The sequence below is a fragment of the Acidovorax sp. Root402 genome (assembly GCF_001425125.1).
Lineage (GTDB): Bacteria > Pseudomonadota > Gammaproteobacteria > Burkholderiales > Burkholderiaceae_C > Acidovorax > Acidovorax delafieldii.
In genome coordinates, this window is sequence record NZ_LMDQ01000012.1 from 58,977 (window position 1) to 77,403 (window position 18,427).

15 protein-coding genes are annotated in these 18,427 nt (G+C 65.7%); 3 read left to right on the plus strand and 12 right to left on the minus strand.

The window, feature by feature from the left end; genetic code table 11:
• Positions 1-15: 15 nt before the first annotated feature.
• The 11 genes from murF to ASC83_RS05440 all read right to left on the minus strand — a co-directional run bounded on the left by murF (position 16) and on the right by ASC83_RS05440 (position 12,709).
• Positions 16-1,494 (minus strand): UDP-N-acetylmuramoyl-tripeptide--D-alanyl-D-alanine ligase, encoded by a 1,479-nt coding sequence (gene murF / locus ASC83_RS05390; RefSeq protein WP_056059216.1) that lies wholly within the window; start codon positions 1,492-1,494, stop codon positions 16-18.
• Positions 1,485-2,999 (minus strand): UDP-N-acetylmuramoyl-L-alanyl-D-glutamate--2,6-diaminopimelate ligase, encoded by a 1,515-nt coding sequence (locus ASC83_RS05395; RefSeq protein ID WP_056059221.1) that lies wholly within the window; start codon positions 2,997-2,999, stop codon positions 1,485-1,487. Before ASC83_RS05395 ends, murF begins: the two co-directional genes overlap by 10 nt.
• Positions 2,999-4,744: a penicillin-binding protein 2 gene (locus ASC83_RS05400; protein ID WP_056059224.1), complete on the minus strand. Its 1,746-nt coding sequence runs from the start codon at positions 4,742-4,744 to the stop codon at positions 2,999-3,001. The genes ASC83_RS05395 and ASC83_RS05400 overlap by 1 nt, the downstream gene beginning before the upstream one ends.
• Positions 4,741-5,070 (minus strand): cell division protein FtsL, encoded by a 330-nt coding sequence (gene ftsL / locus ASC83_RS05405; RefSeq protein ID WP_056059227.1) that lies wholly within the window; start codon positions 5,068-5,070, stop codon positions 4,741-4,743. Before ftsL ends, ASC83_RS05400 begins: the two co-directional genes overlap by 4 nt.
• A gap of 1 nt (position 5,071) precedes the next feature.
• A complete protein-coding gene (rsmH, locus tag ASC83_RS05410) occupies positions 5,072-5,998 on the minus strand; it encodes a 16S rRNA (cytosine(1402)-N(4))-methyltransferase RsmH (RefSeq protein WP_056059230.1) in 927 nt (308 codons plus the stop codon).
• A gap of 8 nt (positions 5,999-6,006) precedes the next feature.
• Complete coding sequence (mraZ, locus tag ASC83_RS05415) at positions 6,007-6,435, minus strand: division/cell wall cluster transcriptional repressor MraZ (RefSeq protein WP_015012546.1); 429 nt, start codon at positions 6,433-6,435, stop codon at positions 6,007-6,009.
• A 252-nt stretch (positions 6,436-6,687) separates the two neighbouring features.
• Positions 6,688-8,013, minus strand: a complete 1,326-nt coding sequence (gene hslU / locus ASC83_RS05420; protein ID WP_056059234.1) for an ATP-dependent protease ATPase subunit HslU — start codon at positions 8,011-8,013, stop codon at positions 6,688-6,690.
• Between the two features lie 132 nt (positions 8,014-8,145).
• Positions 8,146-8,712 (minus strand): ATP-dependent protease subunit HslV, encoded by a 567-nt coding sequence (gene hslV, locus ASC83_RS05425; protein ID WP_056059237.1) that lies wholly within the window; start codon positions 8,710-8,712, stop codon positions 8,146-8,148.
• Positions 8,713-8,865: 153 nt separating this feature from the next.
• Entirely contained in the window at positions 8,866-10,605 is a 1,740-nt protein-coding gene (locus tag ASC83_RS05430; protein ID WP_056059240.1) for an STAS domain-containing protein, read from the minus strand.
• 47 nt (positions 10,606-10,652) lie between these two features.
• Positions 10,653-11,450, minus strand: coding sequence for an RNA polymerase-binding protein DksA (gene dksA / locus ASC83_RS24525; protein ID WP_082522359.1), 798 nt, complete (start codon positions 11,448-11,450; stop codon positions 10,653-10,655).
• 197 nt (positions 11,451-11,647) lie between these two features.
• Positions 11,648-12,709 carry a GTP-binding protein gene (locus ASC83_RS05440; RefSeq protein WP_056059243.1) on the minus strand — a complete coding sequence of 354 codons (1,062 nt, stop codon included), beginning with the start codon at positions 12,707-12,709 and terminating at the stop codon, positions 11,648-11,650.
• A gap of 219 nt (positions 12,710-12,928) precedes the next feature.
• Here ASC83_RS05440 and ASC83_RS05445 point away from each other — a divergent pair, with 219 nt between their 5' ends.
• The 3 genes from ASC83_RS05445 (at position 12,929) to ASC83_RS05455 (ending at position 17,138) form a co-directional block, all read left to right on the plus strand.
• Positions 12,929-13,852, plus strand: a complete 924-nt coding sequence (locus tag ASC83_RS05445) for a helix-turn-helix domain-containing protein (RefSeq protein WP_056059245.1) — start codon at positions 12,929-12,931, stop codon at positions 13,850-13,852.
• A 171-nt stretch (positions 13,853-14,023) separates the two neighbouring features.
• Complete coding sequence (locus tag ASC83_RS05450; RefSeq protein ID WP_056059250.1) at positions 14,024-15,007, plus strand: Bug family tripartite tricarboxylate transporter substrate binding protein; 984 nt, start codon at positions 14,024-14,026, stop codon at positions 15,005-15,007.
• Positions 15,008-15,032: 25 nt separating this feature from the next.
• Positions 15,033-17,138: an acetoacetate--CoA ligase gene (locus tag ASC83_RS05455; RefSeq protein ID WP_056059253.1), complete on the plus strand. Its 2,106-nt coding sequence runs from the start codon at positions 15,033-15,035 to the stop codon at positions 17,136-17,138.
• A gap of 43 nt (positions 17,139-17,181) precedes the next feature.
• On the opposite strand, the gene ASC83_RS05460 is transcribed toward ASC83_RS05455, so the two are convergent.
• Positions 17,182-18,417: a class I SAM-dependent rRNA methyltransferase gene (locus tag ASC83_RS05460; protein WP_056059256.1), complete on the minus strand. Its 1,236-nt coding sequence runs from the start codon at positions 18,415-18,417 to the stop codon at positions 17,182-17,184.
• Between the last annotated feature and the right edge of the window lie 10 nt (positions 18,418-18,427).

Below are 18,427 nucleotides of genomic sequence, written 5' to 3' on the forward strand. Positions count from 1 at the left end.
ACCGTACGGGCAATATCAATGCGTTGCGCCATGGTGTCCCTCCAGTGGATTGATCGGCTTTTGTTGTTGTTCTGGGGGCAGTGCGGCGGCGCTGATCGCCTCGACCACCTGTTCCATCTTCATGAATCGCGATCCCTTGACCAGCACGCTGCCCACCGTGGGCAGGGCGTTGCGCACCGCATCCTGCAGTGCGCTCATATCGTTGAAATGCCGGGCAACACCACCCTGCCCGTCGCCGTACGCCGACGTGGCGTGCACCGACTGCGCGCCCAACGCAAACATCGTGGGGATACCAGCCTCACGGGCCAGTGCGCCGGCCTCGGTGTGGAACTGTGGCCCCTGGTCGCCCACCTCGCCCATGTCGCCCATCACCAGCAGTTGCGGGCCTGGCAGTTCGGCCAGCACCTGGATGGCAGCGTGCATGGAATCGGGGTTCGCGTTGTACGTGTCGTCCACCACCGTGATGTCGCGGCCCGCGACGGTCACACTGAAAGCGCGCGAGCGGCCCTTGACCGGTGTGAAGTCGCGCAGACCCTGGGCAATGGCCGCGACGGGTGCACCCGCTGCCAGCGTGCACGCCGTGGCCGCCAGCGCGTTGGTGACGTTGTGGCGGCCAGCGATGTGCAGGCGGGTCGTGATCTCGCCGCGTGGTGTGGTCAGGGTGACCGCCCAGGCGCCGCGCTCCCACGTGGCCTGCGCACAGCGAACATCACCGCCATCACCAAAGGTCACCGTGCGGCGGCCGGGCCGCCCCAGAGCCAGCGACTGCCAGAGGCCCGTGTAGGCATCCCCTGACGGGAACACGGCCACGCCATCGGCGGGCAAGCTGGCAAACACCGAGCCGTTCTCGCGGGCCACCGCCTCGACGGTATGCATGAACTCCAGATGCTCGCGCTGCGCGTTGTTGACCAAGGCCACCGTGGGCTGGGCCATGGCGGCCAGCGTGGCGATCTCGCCAGGGTGGTTCATGCCCATCTCGATCACGGCGGCGCGGTGGCAGGCGCGCAGGCGCATCAGCATCAGCGGCACACCGATGTCGTTGTTGAAATTGCCCTGCGTGGCAAACGCAGCCTCACCCTGCCAGGCACGCAGGATGGACGCGATCATCTGCGTCACCGTGGTCTTGCCATTGCTGCCCGTCACGCCGATCAGCGGCAGGTGGAACTGCTTACGCCAGCCGGTGGCGAGTGCGCCCAGCGCAGCCAGGCTGTCGGGCACTTCGATGCCGGGCAAACCGGCTGCCTCCAGACCACCGTGTGCAATGGCTGCAGCGGCACCGCCAGCACGGGCATCGGCCAGGAAGGCGTTGGCATCAAAACGCTCGCCCTTGAGCGCGACAAACAGATCGCCCGGCTGCAGGGTGCGCGTGTCGGTGTGCACACGCGCTAGGGGCGTGGCGCCATCGCCCACCAGACGGGCGGTGGGGATACTTGGCTGCAGCAGCGCCCAGGCTTGCTGCAGTGTCATGACGGGTGCAATGGTGTTCATGCCCATGTGTGGGCTCCTCGGGCCTGCAGCGCAGCCTGCGCATGGGCCATGTCGGAGAACGGCACGCGCACGCCTGCCGTCTCCTGGGTGTCTTCGTGGCCCTTGCCGGCAATCAGCACCACATCGGCGGACGCGGCCTCGGCAATGGCCTGCGCGATGGCGGCCGCACGGTCGGGCTCGGCGCGCACGGTGCCACCGGCAATCGTGCCCTGCAGGATCTGGTGCAGGATGGCGGCCGGGTCTTCGCTGCGGGGGTTGTCGCTGGTCACCAGCACCTGGTCGGCCTGCTGCTGGGCCACGGCACCCATCAGCGGGCGCTTGCCCGCGTCGCGGTCGCCGCCGCAGCCGAACACGCACCACAGCCGCCCGCCACGCTCGGTGGCCAGGGGGCGCAGGGCTTTCAGGGCCTTGTCCAAAGCGTCGGGGGTGTGGGCGTAGTCCACGGCCACCAGGGGTTGGCCCACCGCCACCAGCCGCTGCATACGGCCCGGCACGGGCTGCAGGCTGGCGCAGGCGCGCACGGCGCGGTCCAGCGACACGCCCAGGCTGCGCAGCGTGGCCAGCACCCCCAGCAGGTTGAGCACGTTGTACTGGCCGATCACGCGGGTTTGCAGCAGCTGCCGGTCAGAGCCCTCGGCCACCGTGAAACACAGACCCTGGTCGCCCAGGGTGATGTCCTGCGCCGCCAGGCGCGCAGCGCCCTGGCCCGAGACGCTCCACAGATCCAGGGCACTGCCGTTCAGCTCGCCATGCAATTGGGCGCCTGCGGGGTCGTCCACATTGATGATGGCAGCCTGCAGGCCCGGCCAGTCGAACAGCGCCCGCTTGGCCAGCCAGTAATCGGCCATGCTGCCGTGGTAGTCCAGGTGGTCTTGCGTGAAGTTGGTGAAGATGGCCGCGTGGATGTGCGTGCCGTCGAGCCGGGCCTCGGCCAATCCAATCGACGAGGCCTCGATGGCGCAGGCACCGAGGCCCTGCGCCACAAACTGGGCAAACGCGCGCTGCAACCGCACCGGGTCGGGCGTGGTCATGCCGGTGGAGGTGAGCGCGGGTGGCAGTCCTATGCCCAAAGTGCCCACCAGCGCACATTGATCTTGCCCTGATTGCTCCTCATTCGATAGCACATTCAGAGCACCTGCGAGCCACCACGCCGTGCTCGTCTTGCCGTTGGTTCCCGTCACCGCCAGCACCTTCAGCTGCTGCGTGGGTTGTGCAAACCATTCGGCGGCGATGGGCCCGGTGGCGGCCTTGAGACCTTGCAGCGCCGCCATGTGGTCGCCCGCAAAAGCGAAGGCCTCGACCCCCGCCTGTTCGACGAGGCAGGCCGTGGCGCCACGCACCATGGCGTCGGCCACATGCGCGCGGCCGTCTGTGGCGGCACCGGGCCAGGCAATGAAGCCGTCGCCGGGCGTGATCTGGCGGCTGTCGGTGTGCAGGGTGCCGGTGACCCGCGTGCGCAGCCATTGCACCGCGTCGCTGGCAGTCTGCAGGGTGTGGAGCGGCGCTTGCATCACAGCGACTCCTCCACCGCATTGGCCACGATCTGCGGCTTGACGGCCATGTCGGGCTGCACGCCCATCATGCGCAGGGTCTGCTGCACCACCTCGCTGAACACCGGCGCGGCCACGGCACCGCCGTAGAACACGCCGTTGCTGGGCTCGTCGATCATCACGGCCACGATGATGCGGGGCTTGTCGATGGGTGCCATGCCGGTGAACCACGCGCGGTACTTGCCCGAGGCGTAGTTCTTGCCCACCTGCTTGCGTGCCGTGCCCGACTTGCCGCCCACGGAGTAGCCCACGGTCTGCGCCTTCTGGCCCGTGCCGCCGGGGCCTGCGGCCATCTGCAGCATCTTGCGCACCTGGTCGGCCGTGCGCTCGGAAAAAACAGGCACGCCCACGGCGGGCTCGGCCGTCTTGAGCATGGTGGCGGGAATCACCCGACCGCCATTCGCAAACACGGTGTACGACCGCGCCATCTGGAACAGGCTGGCCGAGAGGCCGTAGCCGTACGACATGGTGGCCTGCTCCACAGGGCGCCAGCTCTTGTAGGGGCGCAGGCGGCCCGTCACCACGCCCGGGAAGTGCAATTGGGGCTTCTGACCAAAACCGGCGGCCGAGAAGGTCTCCCACATCTCGCGCGCGGGCATCTGCATGGCCAGCTTGGTGGTACCCACGTTGCTGGACTTCTGGATCACGCCTTCGACCGTGAGCACGCCGTAGTTGTGCGTGTCCGAGATCGTGGAGCCTGTGATGGTGATGCGTCCGGGGTTGGTATCCACCACGGTCTCGGGGCGCACGCGCCCGGTCTCCAGCGCCAGGCCGATGGTGAACGGCTTCATGGTCGAGCCGGGCTCGAACACGTCGGTCAGCGCACGGTTGCGCAGCTGCTCGCCCGTCAGGTTCTGGCGCTTGTCGGGCACGTAGCTCGGGTAGTTGGCCAGCGCCAGCAGCTCACCCGTGTGGGCATCAAGCACCACCACGCTGCCCGCCTTGGCCTTGTGCGCGGCGACCTGGTCGCGCAGCTTCTGGTACGCAAAGAACTGCACCTTGCTGTCGATGGACAACTGCATGTCCTTGCCGTCGACCGGGGGCACGGTTTCGCCCACGCTTTCGACCACACGGCCCAATCGGTCCTTGATCACGCGGCGCGAACCGGGCTTGCCTGCCAGCTCCTTGTCGAAGGCCAGCTCCATGCCTTCCTGGCCGTGGTCTTCCACGTTGGTGAAGCCCACCACGTGTGCGGCAGCCTCGCCCTCGGGATACTGGCGCTTGTATTCCTTGCGCTGGTAGATGCCCTTGATGTCCAGGGCTGCGATCTGCTGGCCCACGTCCCAGTCAAGCTGACGCTTGATCCAGACGAAGGTCTTGTCATCATCCGCCAGTTTTTTCAGCAGGTCGGCCTGCGGCATGTCCAGCAGCTTGGCCAGCTGCTTGAGCTTGGCGCGAACCTCGGGCCTGTCCTGGTCCACGTCTTCGGGGATCGCCCAGATGCTGGCAGCCGGCACGCTGGACGCGAGGATCAGGCCATTGCGGTCCACGATCTTGCCGCGGTTGGCAGGCAACTCCAGCGTGCGCGCAAAACGCACCTCGCCCTGACGCTGGAAGAACGCGTTGCCAAACACCTGCACATAGGCCGCCCGCCCAGCCAGCCCCAGAAAGCCCAGCCCAATCACCGCCACGATGAACTTGCTGCGCCAGACCGGCGTCTTGCTGGCCAGCAAAGGGCTGGATGTGTAGAGCACGCTGCGGCTCATGGCTGCACCCCGGCGGGTTGCGAAGCGGCGGCGGCTGCCGCTGCGGTGGCAGTTGCGACGCCTTGCGGGTCAGACACGTACTGGGTGATCGCTGGGGTGGCGGTGCGCATGTTCAGCTGCGCACGCGCGATCTTCTCCACCCGCAGCGGCGTGGCCTGGGCGCGCTTTTCCACCTGCAGGCGCTGGTGCTCCGTCTCCAGACGGCGGGCCTCGGCCACGGCGCGGTCCAGCTCGGTGAACAGGCGGCGCGATTCGTACTGGGTGTGCACCAGATAGATCGCACTGGCCAGCACCGCCAGCAACAGGACCACGTTGAGCCGCGTCATGTCAGACGACCGCCGTGCGCTCGGCCACACGCATGATAGCGCTGCGCGAGCGGGGATTGGCCTCGACCTCGGCCGCACTGGGCTTGATGCGGTCGAGCGCGATGAGCTTCATGGCCTGCGGCGCAGCAAACGGTGCGCGGCGGTCGTAGACCTCCTTGGAATGTTTGGCGATGAACTGCTTGACGATGCGGTCTTCGAGCGAATGGAAGCTGATGACCACCAGCCGCCCACCGGGCTGCAGCACCGAGAGGCTGGCCTCTAGCGCCTGTTGCAGCTCTTCAAGCTCGGCGTTGATGAAAATCCGAAGAGCTTGAAATGTGCGCGTTGCAGGGTTCTGGCCCGGCTCGCGGGTTTTGACCGCGCCAGCCACGAGGTCGGCCAGTTCTGCGGTGGTTGCAAGAGGACCCCGTTCTTCGCGCCGAGCAACAATCGCCTTTGCAATGGGGCCAGCAAACCGTTCTTCACCGTAGTCACGTATCACCTCCGCAATCTGACCGACTTCGGCCGTGGCCAACCAATCGGCCACGCTTTCGCCGCGCGTGGTATCCATGCGCATGTCCAGCGGACCGTCAAAACGGAAACTGAAGCCCCGCTCGGGGCTGTCGATTTGGGGCGAGCTCACGCCCAGATCCATCAGCACGCCCGCAGCACTGGCAGGCGGCAGGTCGGCCAGATGGCGAAAACCTTCGTGCCGAATGGAAAAACGCGCATCGGTGATGCGCGTTGCTTCGGCGATGGCTTCGGGGTCCTTGTCAAAGGCCACCAGGCGCCCCTGGGGGCCCAGCCGGAGCAGGATGAGGCGGGAGTGCCCGCCGCGCCCGAAGGTCGCATCGATCCAGGTGCCGGAAGGCTCCGGGCCTGCGCCGCCCAGGAGAGAGTCCACGGCCTCATTCAGCAGGACGGTGGTGTGTTGCAAGGGGGATGTCACAGCGCGCCTTAAAAGGAGAAGTCCTTGAAGACATCCGGCATCTCACCCTGCATGGCCTTGGCTTCCTGCTCGTCGTAGGTGGCCTTGTCCCAGAGTTCGAAATGGTTGCCCATGCCCAGCAGCATGGTGTCTTTGGAAATACCGGCGGCTTCGCGCAGCTCGGGGGAGATCAGCACACGGCCGGTGGCGTCCATGTCCACATCCATGGCATTGCCCAGGAAGATGCGCTTCCACCACTGGGCGGACATGGGCAGCTGGGCGATGCGCTCGCGGAACTTCTCCCATTCAGGGCGGGGGAAGACCATGAGGCAGCCGTGCGGGTGCTTGGTGATGGTGAGCTGACCCGATGCCGTGGCCGCGAGGACGTCACGATGCCGGGTCGGCACGGACAGCCGACCCTTCGCATCGAGACTCAGCGACGAGGCACCTTGAAACACGGACAGATTCCCAGTTCGGTTTTGCGCCTCGCAGGTCCAGAAACGGACCTTGAGGGCACTTTTCACCACTTAATTGCACTTTTTTGCACTGTAGCAGGAAAAGCACACCGAACAAGGGGGTTGTCCCACAAACTTTTCAATGAAATCAACGACTTAGATGCGTTTTTTCAGACACCAGAACGCCAAAAGTCGTTGAAAAAGAAGCACTTAGAGAGGCCTATGAAAGTGACCTCTCAAGGCTTGACCGAGTGGTCACAGGATGTAGCGCGACAGGTCCTCGTCCTGGCTCAGGGTCTGCAGGCGGGTATCGACGTAGGCGGCGTCGATGGTGATGGTCTGGCCGGCCAGGCGGGTGGCGTCAAAGCTCACCTCGTCCAGCAGGCGCTCCATCACCGTGGACAGGCGGCGCGCGCCGATGTTCTCGGTGCGTTCGTTCACCTCAAAGGCGATGTGCGCCAGGCGGGTGATGCCCTCGGGCGCGAACTCCAGCGTGACGCCCTCGGTGGCCAGCAACGCCTGGTACTGCTTGACCAGCGACGCATGGGTCTGCGTGAGGATGGCTTCGAAGTCCTTGACCGACAGCGATTCCAGCTCCACCCGGATCGGGAACCGCCCCTGCAGCTCCGGGATCAGGTCGCTCGGTTTGGACAGGTGGAACGCCCCCGAGGCGATGAACAGGATGTGGTCCGTCTTGATCATGCCGTACTTGGTGGACACCGTGGTGCCCTCCACCAGCGGCAGCAGGTCGCGCTGCACGCCCTGGCGCGATACGTCGGCGCCACTGCTTTCCTGCCGCGCGGCCACCTTGTCGATCTCATCGATGAAGACGATACCGTTTTGCTCGGCGCTGGCCACGGCGCGGGTCTTGATGTCCTCTTCGTTGACCAGCTTGGCCGCCTCTTCATCGGCGATGAGCTTCAGGGCCTCGGCGATCTTGAGTTTGCGGGTCTTGCGCTTGTCCTGCCCCAGCTGGCTGAACATGCCACGCAGCTGCTCGGTCATCTCTTCCATGCCCTGGGGACCCATGATTTCGAGCTGAGGGCGGCCTTCGGCCACGTCGATCTCGATCTCCTTGTCATCCAGTGCACCTTCGCGCAGCTTCTTGCGAAAGACCTGGCGGGCCGTGTTGTCAGCGGCGGGTTCGCTGCCTGCCGCTGCGCGGGCCGGGGGGATCAGCACGTCCAGGATGCGTTCCTCGGCGGCATCTTCGGCGCGGGTGCGCACCTTCTTCATCTCGGCCTCGCGCGTCTGCTTCACAGCCATCTCGGCCAGGTCGCGGATGATGGAATCCACGTCCTTGCCCACGTAGCCCACCTCGGTGAACTTGGTGGCCTCGACCTTGATGAAGGGCGCATCGGCGAGTCTTGCAAGGCGGCGTGCAATCTCGGTCTTGCCCACGCCGGTGGGGCCGATCATGAGGATGTTCTTGGGCGTGATCTCCTGGCGCAGGCTGCCTTCCACCTGCTGGCGGCGCCAGCGGTTGCGCAGAGCGATGGCCACGGCACGCTTGGCGCTGGCCTGGCCCACGATGTGGTGGTCCAGCTCGGAGACGATTTCCTGGGGGGTCATGGACGACATACAGGTCTTCCTGGTATCAAATGGGACTGTAGCGCTAGTGAATCATGCACCAGCAGCTATAAAAAACAGAGCATTTAGCCCTCGATGCGCTGACCGTGAGGCCAGCGCGGGGCCTGCTCCACCGTCGCACGCTCAGAGCGTCTCGATGGTGTGGTTCATGTTGGTGTAGATGCAGAGTTCGCCCGCAATTTCGAGCGACTTTTTCACGATCTCTTGGGCAGACAACTCGGTATTCACCAGCAGCGCCTTGGCCGCCGAGTGCGCATAAGCGCCCCCCGAGCCAATCGCCACGATGCCTTGCTCAGGTTCCAGCACGTCGCCATTGCCGGTGATGATGAGCGACGCACTGGCGTCGGCCACGGCCAGCATGGCTTCGAGGCGGCGCAAGACCCGGTCGGTACGCCAGTCCTTGGTGAGTTCGATGGCAGCGCGCGTCAGGTGGCCCTGGTGCTTTTCCAGCTTCGCCTCGAAGCGCTCGAACAGCGTGAACGCATCGGCCGTGGCGCCCGCAAAGCCCGCCAGCACCTTGCCGTGGTAGAGCTTGCGCACCTTGCGCGCCGTGCCCTTGACCACGATGTTGCCCAGCGTGACCTGTCCATCGCCGCCGATGGCGACCTGGATGCCGGAAGGCGTCTGGCGACGCACACTGAGGATGGTGGTGCCGTGGAACACCGGATGGTTGTCTTGAGATGAATCCATAGCTGCGGCAGATGGGGATCACCAGGCATTTTGCAAGCCGACCTCGGGACGGATGCCGCACACGCAGCCTGGCCAACCACGCGACACGCGATTCCCCAACGCCCGCAAGACTGGGATCTGGACCGGAACAGCCCCACCCCAGGAGCGGTGCGGCTAGTTCTTCCGGGGGACCACCCAGGCGTGCTCGTTGATTCCGATCACGTTGAAGAAGATCGCCACCAGCCGCTGCAGGTTGTGGAACTGGATCACATGGCCGTGGCCCTGTTGCTCAGCCGCCCAGTTGAGCACGGAGCCTGCAGCAGCAAAGTCCACCCGGATCAGCTTGTCGCAGGCAATGGTCAGCGGCACGCCGGGCTTGAAGTGTGCCTCGAACGGCTGCAGCAGGGGCGTGGCATCGCCGTCGATATGGCCGCTGAGCTGTGCGACGGGCCCGGTCTCCAAGGGAGCGGGGACCGACGACTCACCGAGATCGGACGCCATGAAGTCGCTGTCGGCGGCCAGAGGCGCAGAGCCCGAAGACACACCCTCGTTGTCCGAGTATCCGCAACGTGGCGACACCCAGGAGGGCGGAGAGACTTCGTAGGTCACGCAGTAGTCGAGCGCCACCAGTTCAAACTCGTCGGGCTTGCCCATGAGGCGCATGGCTGCCATGCGCAAACGCCACCACTCGGGGCTGTTCGAGCGGTCGCCCGACTGGGTCTTGGCATCGAGCAGGGCATGGAGCTTTTCAACCCCCGAAAACACGATCTGGACATCGCGGTCGGCCCACAGGCTGAACTGGTCAGCCAACAGGGGCACTGCCGCCTCGTCAATCGAAGCAAGGCGTGACCAGGACAGCGTCCAGGGGGACGCCGCACGGGCCAGCGAGGCCTGCAGTGCGGCCACCGAAGAAACCGCCACGGTGGGCGGAGCGTTCCAGCTGAAATCACGGCGCATGGCGGCGGCAGGCTCGGCAGCGGGAGCCACTTCAACGGCCAGGCCCAGTTGCGCCGGGATGGAAAACCACAGCGGCGCCGAGCGGCCATATTGCGCGGCAAAGTCGATGGCCAGGGTGTCAAAACGGTCGTGCTGCCCGGTGGCCCGGTAAAGGTCGAACAGCGTCATCCAGATTTCCAGCTGCTGCGCTGGATCGTCCTGCTGGTGCTGGGCCAGCACCTCCAGCAGGCCAGACTCGGCCCCTGCATGGTCACCATTGGCAAACCGGATGGCGGCTTCTTCAAGATCGGGTTCGTGCACGAATTCCTCCGGTTCGAATGCGGGCGCGGGCGCAGCCGTGGGAGCCGCAGGGCTGAAGGATGCTTCGACGTGTGGGGTGCTGCCGGGCAGCATGGTGGCGTCCGTGCCACCAAAGCGGCCAATGGCCATGCTGTCATCAGCGAACAGAGGCTGAACGGCGGGTTTGGTATCCAGCGGGGCAGACAGGCTCCCGGGCACCGTGGGCGCATAGGCACGGGCTTGCTCTTCCGCAGACGCCTCCGTGCTGGAATCCGGCATCACCCCTGGTTGGGTGGGTGCGTCGGCGCCCTGCTTGCTCTTCCACCACTGCTGGGACATCTGCGCTTCGATCTCGTCGATCTTCTTGAGCGTGACGGCCCGTTCGTCGGGCGATGCCATGCTGCTCTGGAAAAACGAGGGGCGCCCTGCGGCATCTTCCACCCGCTGCCCGTGCAAGACCTCGCGCTGGCGCAGCTTGCGCAGCTGATCAAACTCGCGGCGCCGCACAAAATCGTTGCGGCGCTTGCGCTCGATCATCTCCTTGAGCATCTGCTTGCTGTACTGGCTCTCCCGGTCGTCCTGGAGGGAGTCCAGCTCCGTCCAGTTGACGGTCGGATTCTTCACGAACCGCACCACCTTCGATAGCAGGCCGCCAGGGGTGGATTCTTCCTTGCTCATGGCTCAGGGTGCAGAGTGCGCGCGTTGATCAACAGGCGGGGGCCTGCTCAATCCCCAAACATCTTCTGCTTGAGTTCGCGGCGTTGCTGCGCTTCGAGCGACAGCGTGGCGGTGGGGCGTGCGATCAGGCGGCCCACACCAATGGGCTCACCGGTTTCGTCGCAGTAGCCGTAGTCACCCGCATCAATGCGGGCAATGGATTGTTCGATCTTCTTGAGCAACTTGCGCTCGCGGTCGCGGGTGCGCAACTCCAGTGCGTGCTCTTCTTCGATGGTGGCGCGGTCGGCCGGGTCGGGCACCACCACGGTGTCCTCACGCAGGTGTTCGGTGGTTTCGCCGGCACTGTTGTGGATGTCCTGCTTGAGCTGAACGAGCTTGAGGCGGAAAAACGCCATCTGCTTTTCGTTCATGTACTCGCTGTCGGGCATGGCCATGACTTCAGCGTCGGTCAGCTCGGCGACGGACTTGGTTTTCCAGTTGTTCGCCAGCTTGGGGTCTTTTTTGGCAGCCGTGTAAGTAGGCTGCGCTTGCGCGGTCGTGGGCATGGTGTGTTGATAACTGGCTTTGGCAGCTGTCGAAGCCACCGTCTGTGCCATGGATGGTACGGTCAATTGGGCCAATCGGGAAGAAGGCCGGGTTGTGCGCACGGGTACCTGCGAGCCCGCTTGCAGTGCGGGCGCCGGAGCGGGTGCCGCCACGGCCGGGGGCGCGACCACCTTGGGTGCCGCAGCAGCCTTGGCAGTGGCCTTCGCAGCAACTTTGGGTGCCGCTGGGGCGGCGGCGCTTTTCGCCGCGGCAGGGGTTGCCTTGGTGGCCCCCTTGGATTTGCTGGTGTCGGCTTTCACTTCCTGGTCTCCTCGCAGTACGGGCGGGCCCCAGCTGCATTCGCAGCCAAGGGCGTGTGGCAAGCCTTCCGGGGTCTAGAACCTGTTCACAGGTTCTTGCCGGGGCGCGATTGTATCGACCTGGGCTGACGCAAACGGAAACGTTGCAGATACAACACAAATCGGGCTCCATCGCCCCCTCGGAACCGGCGAACAGGTCAAACCAGGCTTTGCTCCAGCCCCTGCAGGAAGATGTCCTTGGGCAGGTCAATGCCAATAAAGACCATCTTGCTGGTACGCGCCTCGCCCTCGGCCCACTGGGGGCCCAGGTCGCTGCCCATGAGCTGGTGCACGCCTTGGAATATGACCTTGCGTTCAGTGCCCTTCATATTCAGCACCCCTTTGTAGCGCAGCATGCGCGGGCCGTAAATATTGACGATGGCGCCAAGGAAGTCTTCGAGCTTGGCCGGATCGAACGGGCGGTCCGATCGGTACACAAAACTCTTCACATCATCATCGTGGTGATGGTGATGGCCATGGCCGTGCTCATGCTGGTGGGAGGGGTGGCTGCAGTGCTCGCCATGTTCGTGGTCATGGTCGTGGTGGTCATGTCCATCCCCTTCTTCCTTGAGGAAGTCCGGGTCGATGTCCAACTTGGCATTGAGGTTGAAGCCGCGCAGGTCCAGCACCTCCTTGAGCGACACTTCGCCAAAATGCACGGCCTTGATGGGCGCGCGCGGGTTCATGTGCTTCAGGCGATGGATCAGCGCGTCGGTCTCGTCCCTGGACACCAGGTCGGTCTTGGACAGGAAGATCTGGTCCGCAAACCCCACCTGGCGGCGCGCCTCCTGCCGGTCGTTGAGCTGCTGTGGCGCATGCTTGGCGTCCACCAGCGTGATGATCGAGTCGATGAGGTAGGTTTCGGCGATCTCTTCGTCCATGAAGAAGGTCTGTGCCACGGGGCCCGGGTCGGCCACGCCGGTGGTCTCGATCACGATGCGGTCAAAGTCGAGCAAGCCCTTGCGCTTCTTGGCCGCCAGCAGTTGCAACGTCTCGCGCAGGTCTTCGCGGATGGTGCAGCAGATGCAGCCATTGCTCATCTGCACGATCTGCTCCTTGGACTCGGTCACCAGGATGTCGTTGTCGATGTTTTCTTCGCCGAATTCGTTCTCGATCACGGCAATCTTCTGGCCATGGGCTTCGCTCAAGAGGCGCTTGAGCAACGTCGTTTTGCCCGAGCCCAGAAAGCCGGTGAGGATGGTGACGGGGATCAGTGCCATAAATCTGTCTTTCAAGGGAATCAAATACTTGCGCTGTGCGGCGCAGTGCCCCACCCAAGGGCATCTTTTTCAGTGTACCGAGGCTGTCAAGCCCCTGCTGGCACTTGGCCACACCCGAGTGCGGTCCGACCACCGTCCAGTCCGGTGGAAAACACAGGTAGCCTGGACCTAGAACCCTCTACGATAGGCCGCTGGCGGCAATCCATTGCCATCTTCACCATGACGCCACCACTAACCGCCCGCCACACTCCGCTTGCCATCGAAGGTTTCGACACGGCGCACTGGCGGGCGCTGGCCGACAAGCGCTTGGACCACCCCTGGCAGGCGCTGCCGGACCACGTCCACCGCTCCAGCGCCGGGCGCCCCTGGCAGGGCCTCGCGGTGTGGCACCAGGTGGGTCCCGTGGGCGACCTGTACGTACCCGCCCACAGCAACTGCGTCATTCTGGTGCGCCGGGGCAACCCCACGCAGCTGCTGCAACGCCATGGAGACCTGGTGGGGGAAAGGCACTGGCAGCGCGGCGAGTCCGTGATCCTGCCCGGCGACACCCCGAGCTTCTGGCGCAGCTCGGCCGTGCGCGACAACATCCACATCGACCTGGCCCCCGCTTGGCTGCAGCGTGCCGCAGGCGGCGATGTGGCGCTGGGCCAGTGTTTTGGCCGCAAGGACCCGGTGCTCGCGGCCTTTGCCGACCTGCTTCTGGCGTCGCTGGACAACAACGCCTCACTGCAACCCGCGTTTGGCGAACACATCGCGATGGGCATTGCCATCCACCTCGTGGAAAACTACGCACTGCCCGGCGAGCGCCCGCGCACCGGCGCCACGCTCACCTCGCGGCAGATGCGCCAGTTGACCGAGGCCGTGATGGCCGGCCTGCACGAGCCCTGGCCGGTAGCCCGCCTGGCGGGCATCGCGGGGCTCAGCCCGTTTCACTTTGCGCGCGCCTTCAAAATGTCGTTTGGCGCCACACCCCACGCCTGGGTGCACTTTCAGCGCATGGAGCTGGCCGCACGGCTGGTGCGCGATTCGCGCAAGCCCCTGCTGGAGATCGCCTTGCTCACCGGCCACCCCTCGGCGGCCCACTTCAGCCACGCCTTTCGCCGCCACTGGGGTGTAACGCCTTCGGACTATCGCCGCTCGTAGCGTGCCCAGTCGCCCCGGGGGTCTCACCCCACCGCGCGCGATGCCCAGGTTTTCCCCTAGGTCCGCAGTTTTGCGATACCCACCGCAGTAATTGGAAAGCAGCCCCTGCGCCCTTGCGGCACAGTCGCACCGCACCACCGCAGTGGCACACCAAAAACCAGGAGACAAACCATGACTACCCGCCGACAGTTCGCTGTCCAACTCACCAGCCTGGCCGCACTGGGCACCGGCACCTTCTCTGCCGCACAGGCACAGCAACAGTCCGACCTGGCCCGCCTGCTGGTGGGCTTTCCGCCTGGGGGCAGCACCGACAACGTGGCCCGGCGCCTGGCCGAGAAGCTGCGCGGCACCTATGCCGCCAAAGTGCTTGTGGACAACAAGCCCGGCGCGGGCACCCAGATTGCCGTGAGCGCGCTCAAGGACGCCGTGCCTGACGGCACCACGCTGCTGCTGTCGCCGCCCTCCCCGTTCACCGTCTACCCCTACACCTACCGCAAGCTGCCTTATGCGCTGGAGGACGTGGCACCCGTGTCCATGGCCTGCACCTTCCCGTTTGCGCTGGCAGTGGGGCCGGCCGTGCCCGACAGCGTGCGCACGCTGCAGGACTTTGTCGCCTGGGCCAAGGCCAATCCCGGCAAGGCCAGCTTCGGCTCGCCGGCGTCGGGCTCCACGCCGCATCTGGTGGGCAGCGTGCTGGGCAAGATGGCGGGCATCGACTTCACCCACATTGCCTACCGCGGCGATGCACCCGGGCTGCAGGACCTGATGGGGGGACAGGTGCCGGCCTATTCGACAGTGCTGGGCAGCTACCTGCCGCATCTCAAATCCGGCCGACTGCGCCTGCTGGCCGTCTCGGGCACCGAGCGCAGCGCCTTCGCGCCCGACCTGCCCACTTACCGCGAACAGGGCTTTGCGCTGGACATGACCGAATGGTTTGGTGTCTTCGTGCCCGCGCGCACGCCAACCGCCACGGTGCAGCGTGTTGCCGACGCCATGCGCGCTGCCGTGGCCCAGCCGGACTTCGTGCGCGGCCTGGCGGAATTCGGCATGACGGCACGCTCGTCCACACCGCAAGAGCTAGTCACGCGGCTGCGCGCCGAGGCCGAGCAGTGGCGGGTGCATGTGAAGAACATCGGCTTCACGGCGGACACCTGAGAAGAGAAGGCGAAAGAACCGTTTCATGACCACCCTGACAGCCTTGCCCCCAACAGCCTCGCCCCCTGTTGAAACCCCGGACACCCCGCTCTGGCAACCCAGCGCTGCACGCCGCGAGCGCGCCCTCATCACCGCCTTGAAGGCCTGGCTGGCGCGCGAGCGAGGCCTGCACTTTGGCGGCTACGAAGCCCTGTGGAAGTGGTCGGTGGACGAACCCGAAGCGTTCTGGAGCGCACTGCTGGCCTTCTTCGACGTGCCCATGGCGCAAGCCCCGCGCCGCATGCGCTCGGACGACCCGATGCCCGCCACCCAATGGTTCGAAGGCGCGCGGCTGAACCTGGTGGACACCCTTTTGCGCCACACGCCAGGAGGCATGCAGCCCCATACACCGGCCATCGTGTTCGAGGACGAGTCCGGTGGCGCAGGAGAAATCTCGTGGCCCGAACTGCGCCGCCAGGTGGGCGCGCTGGCGCACACGCTGCGCACATTGGGCGTGCAGCCGGGCGACCGCGTGGTGGGCTACCTGCCCAACATCCCGCAAGCGGTGGTGGCTTTCCTCGCGGCTGCCAGCATCGGTGCGGTGTGGGCGCTGTGTGCGCCCGACATGGGCCCCGTGAGCGTGAGCGATCGCTACCGCCAGATCGAGCCTAAGGTGCTGGTCGCGGTGGATGGCTACCGCTACGCGGGCAAACCGTTTGACCGCCGCGCTGCGCTGGGCGACATCTTGGACCAGTTGCCCACGGTGAGCCACGTGGTCTGGGTACCCTGCCTCGACCCGGCGCCTGCGCCCCCCGCGCAGGCGCAGGCGCGCACCGTGGTGCACTGGGCCGATGCCGTGGCGGGCAACGCACCGCTTGAGCCGCTCGCACTCGCACCCGACCACCCGCTGTGGACGCTGTATTCATCCGGCACCACGGGCCTGCCCAAGGCCATCGTGCACGGCCACGGTGGCGTGCTGGCCAACAGCCTGGTGGCCATGGTGCTGCACAACGACCTGCACCCCGGCGACCGGGTGCTGTGGGCGGTCAACACCTCATGGATGGTCTGGAACGCGCACGTCATGGGCTTGCTGGGTGGGGCCACCATCGTGCTATACGACGGCTCCGTCACCGGTGCGGCCGGCGGGGGCGCCGACCCCGACTGGGCCTATCTGTGGCGCCTGGTAGGCCGCCTTCGCGTGACCACCTTCGGCGTGGGAGCCGCCATCCACCACGCCTGCCTGAAGGCCGGTGTGGTGCCCCGGCAGGTGGCCGACCTGTCGGCCCTGCACACCGTGTGCTCCACCGGATCACCGTTGTCGCCCGAGGCCTACCGCTGGCTCTACTACGATGTCAAGGACGACTTCTGGCTCAACGTAGTCTCCGGCGGCACCGATATCGCAGGGGGTTTCCTGGTGGGCCTGCCCACGCTGCCCGTGCACCTGGGCGAGATGCAATGCCGTGCGCTGGGCGCCAGCGTGCAGGCCTGGAACGACGCGGGCCAGCCGGTCATCGACGAGGTGGGCGAGCTGGTCTGTACCCGGCCCATTCCGTCGATGCCGCTGTACTTCTGGGGCGACGCCGACGGCACACGCTACAAGGAGAGCTACTTCGACACCTTCTACGACGCCGAGCAGCGCCCCGTGTGGCGCCAGGGCGACTGGCTGCGATTGGTGGCCCGGCCCGAGGCTGTGGGTGGCATCATCTACGGCCGCTCGGATGCCACCATCAACCGCCAGGGCGTGCGCATGGGCACGGCCGAGCTGTACCGCGTGGTCGAGGGGCTGGACGACGTGCTCGACAGCCTGGTGGTGGATCTGGAATACCTGGGCCGCCCGTCCTACCTGGCGCTATTCGTGCAGTTGCGCGCAGGCACCACACTCGACGAACCGCTGCGCCAGCGCATCCGCCAGGCGCTGCGCACCGCGCTGTCGGTGCGCCACGTGCCCGACGAAATCCTGCAGGTGCCGGTCATCCCCAAGACCGTGACGGGCAAGAAGCTGGAGCTGCCCATCAAAAAGCTGCTTCTGGGTCACCCGGCCGAGCGGGTGCTCAACCGCGACGCGCTGGCGCAGCCCGAGAGCATCGACTGGTTTGTGCAGTTCGCCTCAGACTACCTGGCACGCACTGCACCAGATGAACTATCAATTTGATAGCTATTAGCGCACAAAAGATAAGCGCTAGAGGCCAAAAACATCAAGATTTCCGCATCACCACCAGCCCCTTGAGGTACTCGCCCTCCGGAAACTCCAGCGTCATCGGGTGGTCGGGCGCGCCGCCCAGGCGCTCCAGGATGTAGCCGTCCACCCCTGCATCCGCTCCGGCCGAGGCCACGATCTTGTGGAACAGGTCGGCGCTGATGCCGCCCGAGCACGAGAAGGTGAACAGCACCCCGCCGGGCGACAGCAACTGCAGCGCCAGCCGGTTGATGTCCTTGTAGGCGCGCGCGGCCCGCTCGGCGTGGGCCGCCGTGGGGGCGAACTTGGGCGGGTCCAGGATGATGGCGTCAAAACGCTGGCCTTCCTTGAGGAACTGGCGCAGCGAGGCATTCACGTCGGCATCGAGGAAGGTGGCTCGGTTCGGATCGAACCCGTTAAGCGCCACATGGGCGCGGGCGCGTTCCAGGGCCGGGCCCGAGGAATCGATGGAGGTCACGTGCCCGTCGGCCACGGTGCCCGCTGCACGCATGCCCGCCAGTGCCGCCACGCTGAAGCCGCCGGTGTAGCAAAAGCAGTTGAGCACATGCTTGAAACCCAGGCGCTGGGTGTAGTCGGCAAACCGCTGGCGGCTGTCGCGCTGGTCCAGATAGAAGCCGGTCTTGTGGCCCTCAGCGATGTTGAGCGTCAGACGCCACTGGTGTTCACGGATCGTGAGTTCGAGCGGCGGCCCCTCGCCATCACCTGCAGCACCCGTGGGCCCGCCGCGCAGCCAGCCGGTGGCGGGCTCCAAGCCCTCCAGCGAACGCACGCTGGCATCCGAGCGCTCGTAGAGCTTGGTCAGCCCCGTTTCGCGCAGCAGCGCATCGGCAATCACGCCCTTCCAGCGCTCGGTGCCCGCGCTGGTGAACTGCGCCACCAGCGTATCGCCATAGCGGTCCACGATGAGCCCCGGCAGACCGTCGGATTCGCCGTGCACCAGGCGCACGCCATCACTTTGCACATCAAAACGGGCTCTGGCGATGATGGAACGTGCGCAAGCAGCTATAAAAAACGGAGCATCAATGCGCTGCGCCTCGTCAAAGCTCCACACCCGCGCGCGGATGCGCGAGCTGGGGCTGTACGCAGCCCAGGCCAGAAACTGGCCTTCGTGCGATTCCACGCGCACGGTCTCGCCGCTGTCGCCGCCGCCCTTGGCGATGGCCGATTCAAAGATCCAGGGATGGCGGCGCAACAGCGAGCGCTCTTTGCCCGCGCGGAGTCGAAGGGTTTTCATGACCCGGATT

Excerpts from the sequence above, each read along its gene's own strand:
- murF (WP_056059216.1), bottom strand. The coding sequence starts at position 1,494 with ATGGGCATGAACACCATTGCACCCGTCATGACACTGCAGCAAGCCTGG.
- ASC83_RS05395 (WP_056059221.1), bottom strand. The coding sequence starts at position 2,999 with ATGCAAGCGCCGCTCCACACCCTGCAGACTGCCAGCGACGCGGTGCAA.
- ASC83_RS05400 (WP_056059224.1), bottom strand. The coding sequence starts at position 4,744 with ATGAGCCGCAGCGTGCTCTACACATCCAGCCCTTTGCTGGCCAGCAAG.
- ftsL (WP_056059227.1), bottom strand. The coding sequence starts at position 5,070 with ATGACGCGGCTCAACGTGGTCCTGTTGCTGGCGGTGCTGGCCAGTGCG.
- hslU (WP_056059234.1), bottom strand. The coding sequence starts at position 8,013 with ATGTCGTCCATGACCCCCCAGGAAATCGTCTCCGAGCTGGACCACCAC.
- hslV (WP_056059237.1), bottom strand. The coding sequence starts at position 8,712 with ATGGATTCATCTCAAGACAACCATCCGGTGTTCCACGGCACCACCATC.
- ASC83_RS05430 (WP_056059240.1), bottom strand. The coding sequence starts at position 10,605 with ATGAGCAAGGAAGAATCCACCCCTGGCGGCCTGCTATCGAAGGTGGTG.
- ASC83_RS05440 (WP_056059243.1), bottom strand. The coding sequence starts at position 12,709 with ATGGCACTGATCCCCGTCACCATCCTCACCGGCTTTCTGGGCTCGGGC.
- ASC83_RS05445 (WP_056059245.1), top strand. The coding sequence starts at position 12,929 with ATGACGCCACCACTAACCGCCCGCCACACTCCGCTTGCCATCGAAGGT.
- ASC83_RS05450 (WP_056059250.1), top strand. The coding sequence starts at position 14,024 with ATGACTACCCGCCGACAGTTCGCTGTCCAACTCACCAGCCTGGCCGCA.
- ASC83_RS05455 (WP_056059253.1), top strand. The coding sequence starts at position 15,033 with ATGACCACCCTGACAGCCTTGCCCCCAACAGCCTCGCCCCCTGTTGAA.
- ASC83_RS05460 (WP_056059256.1), bottom strand. The coding sequence starts at position 18,417 with ATGAAAACCCTTCGACTCCGCGCGGGCAAAGAGCGCTCGCTGTTGCGC.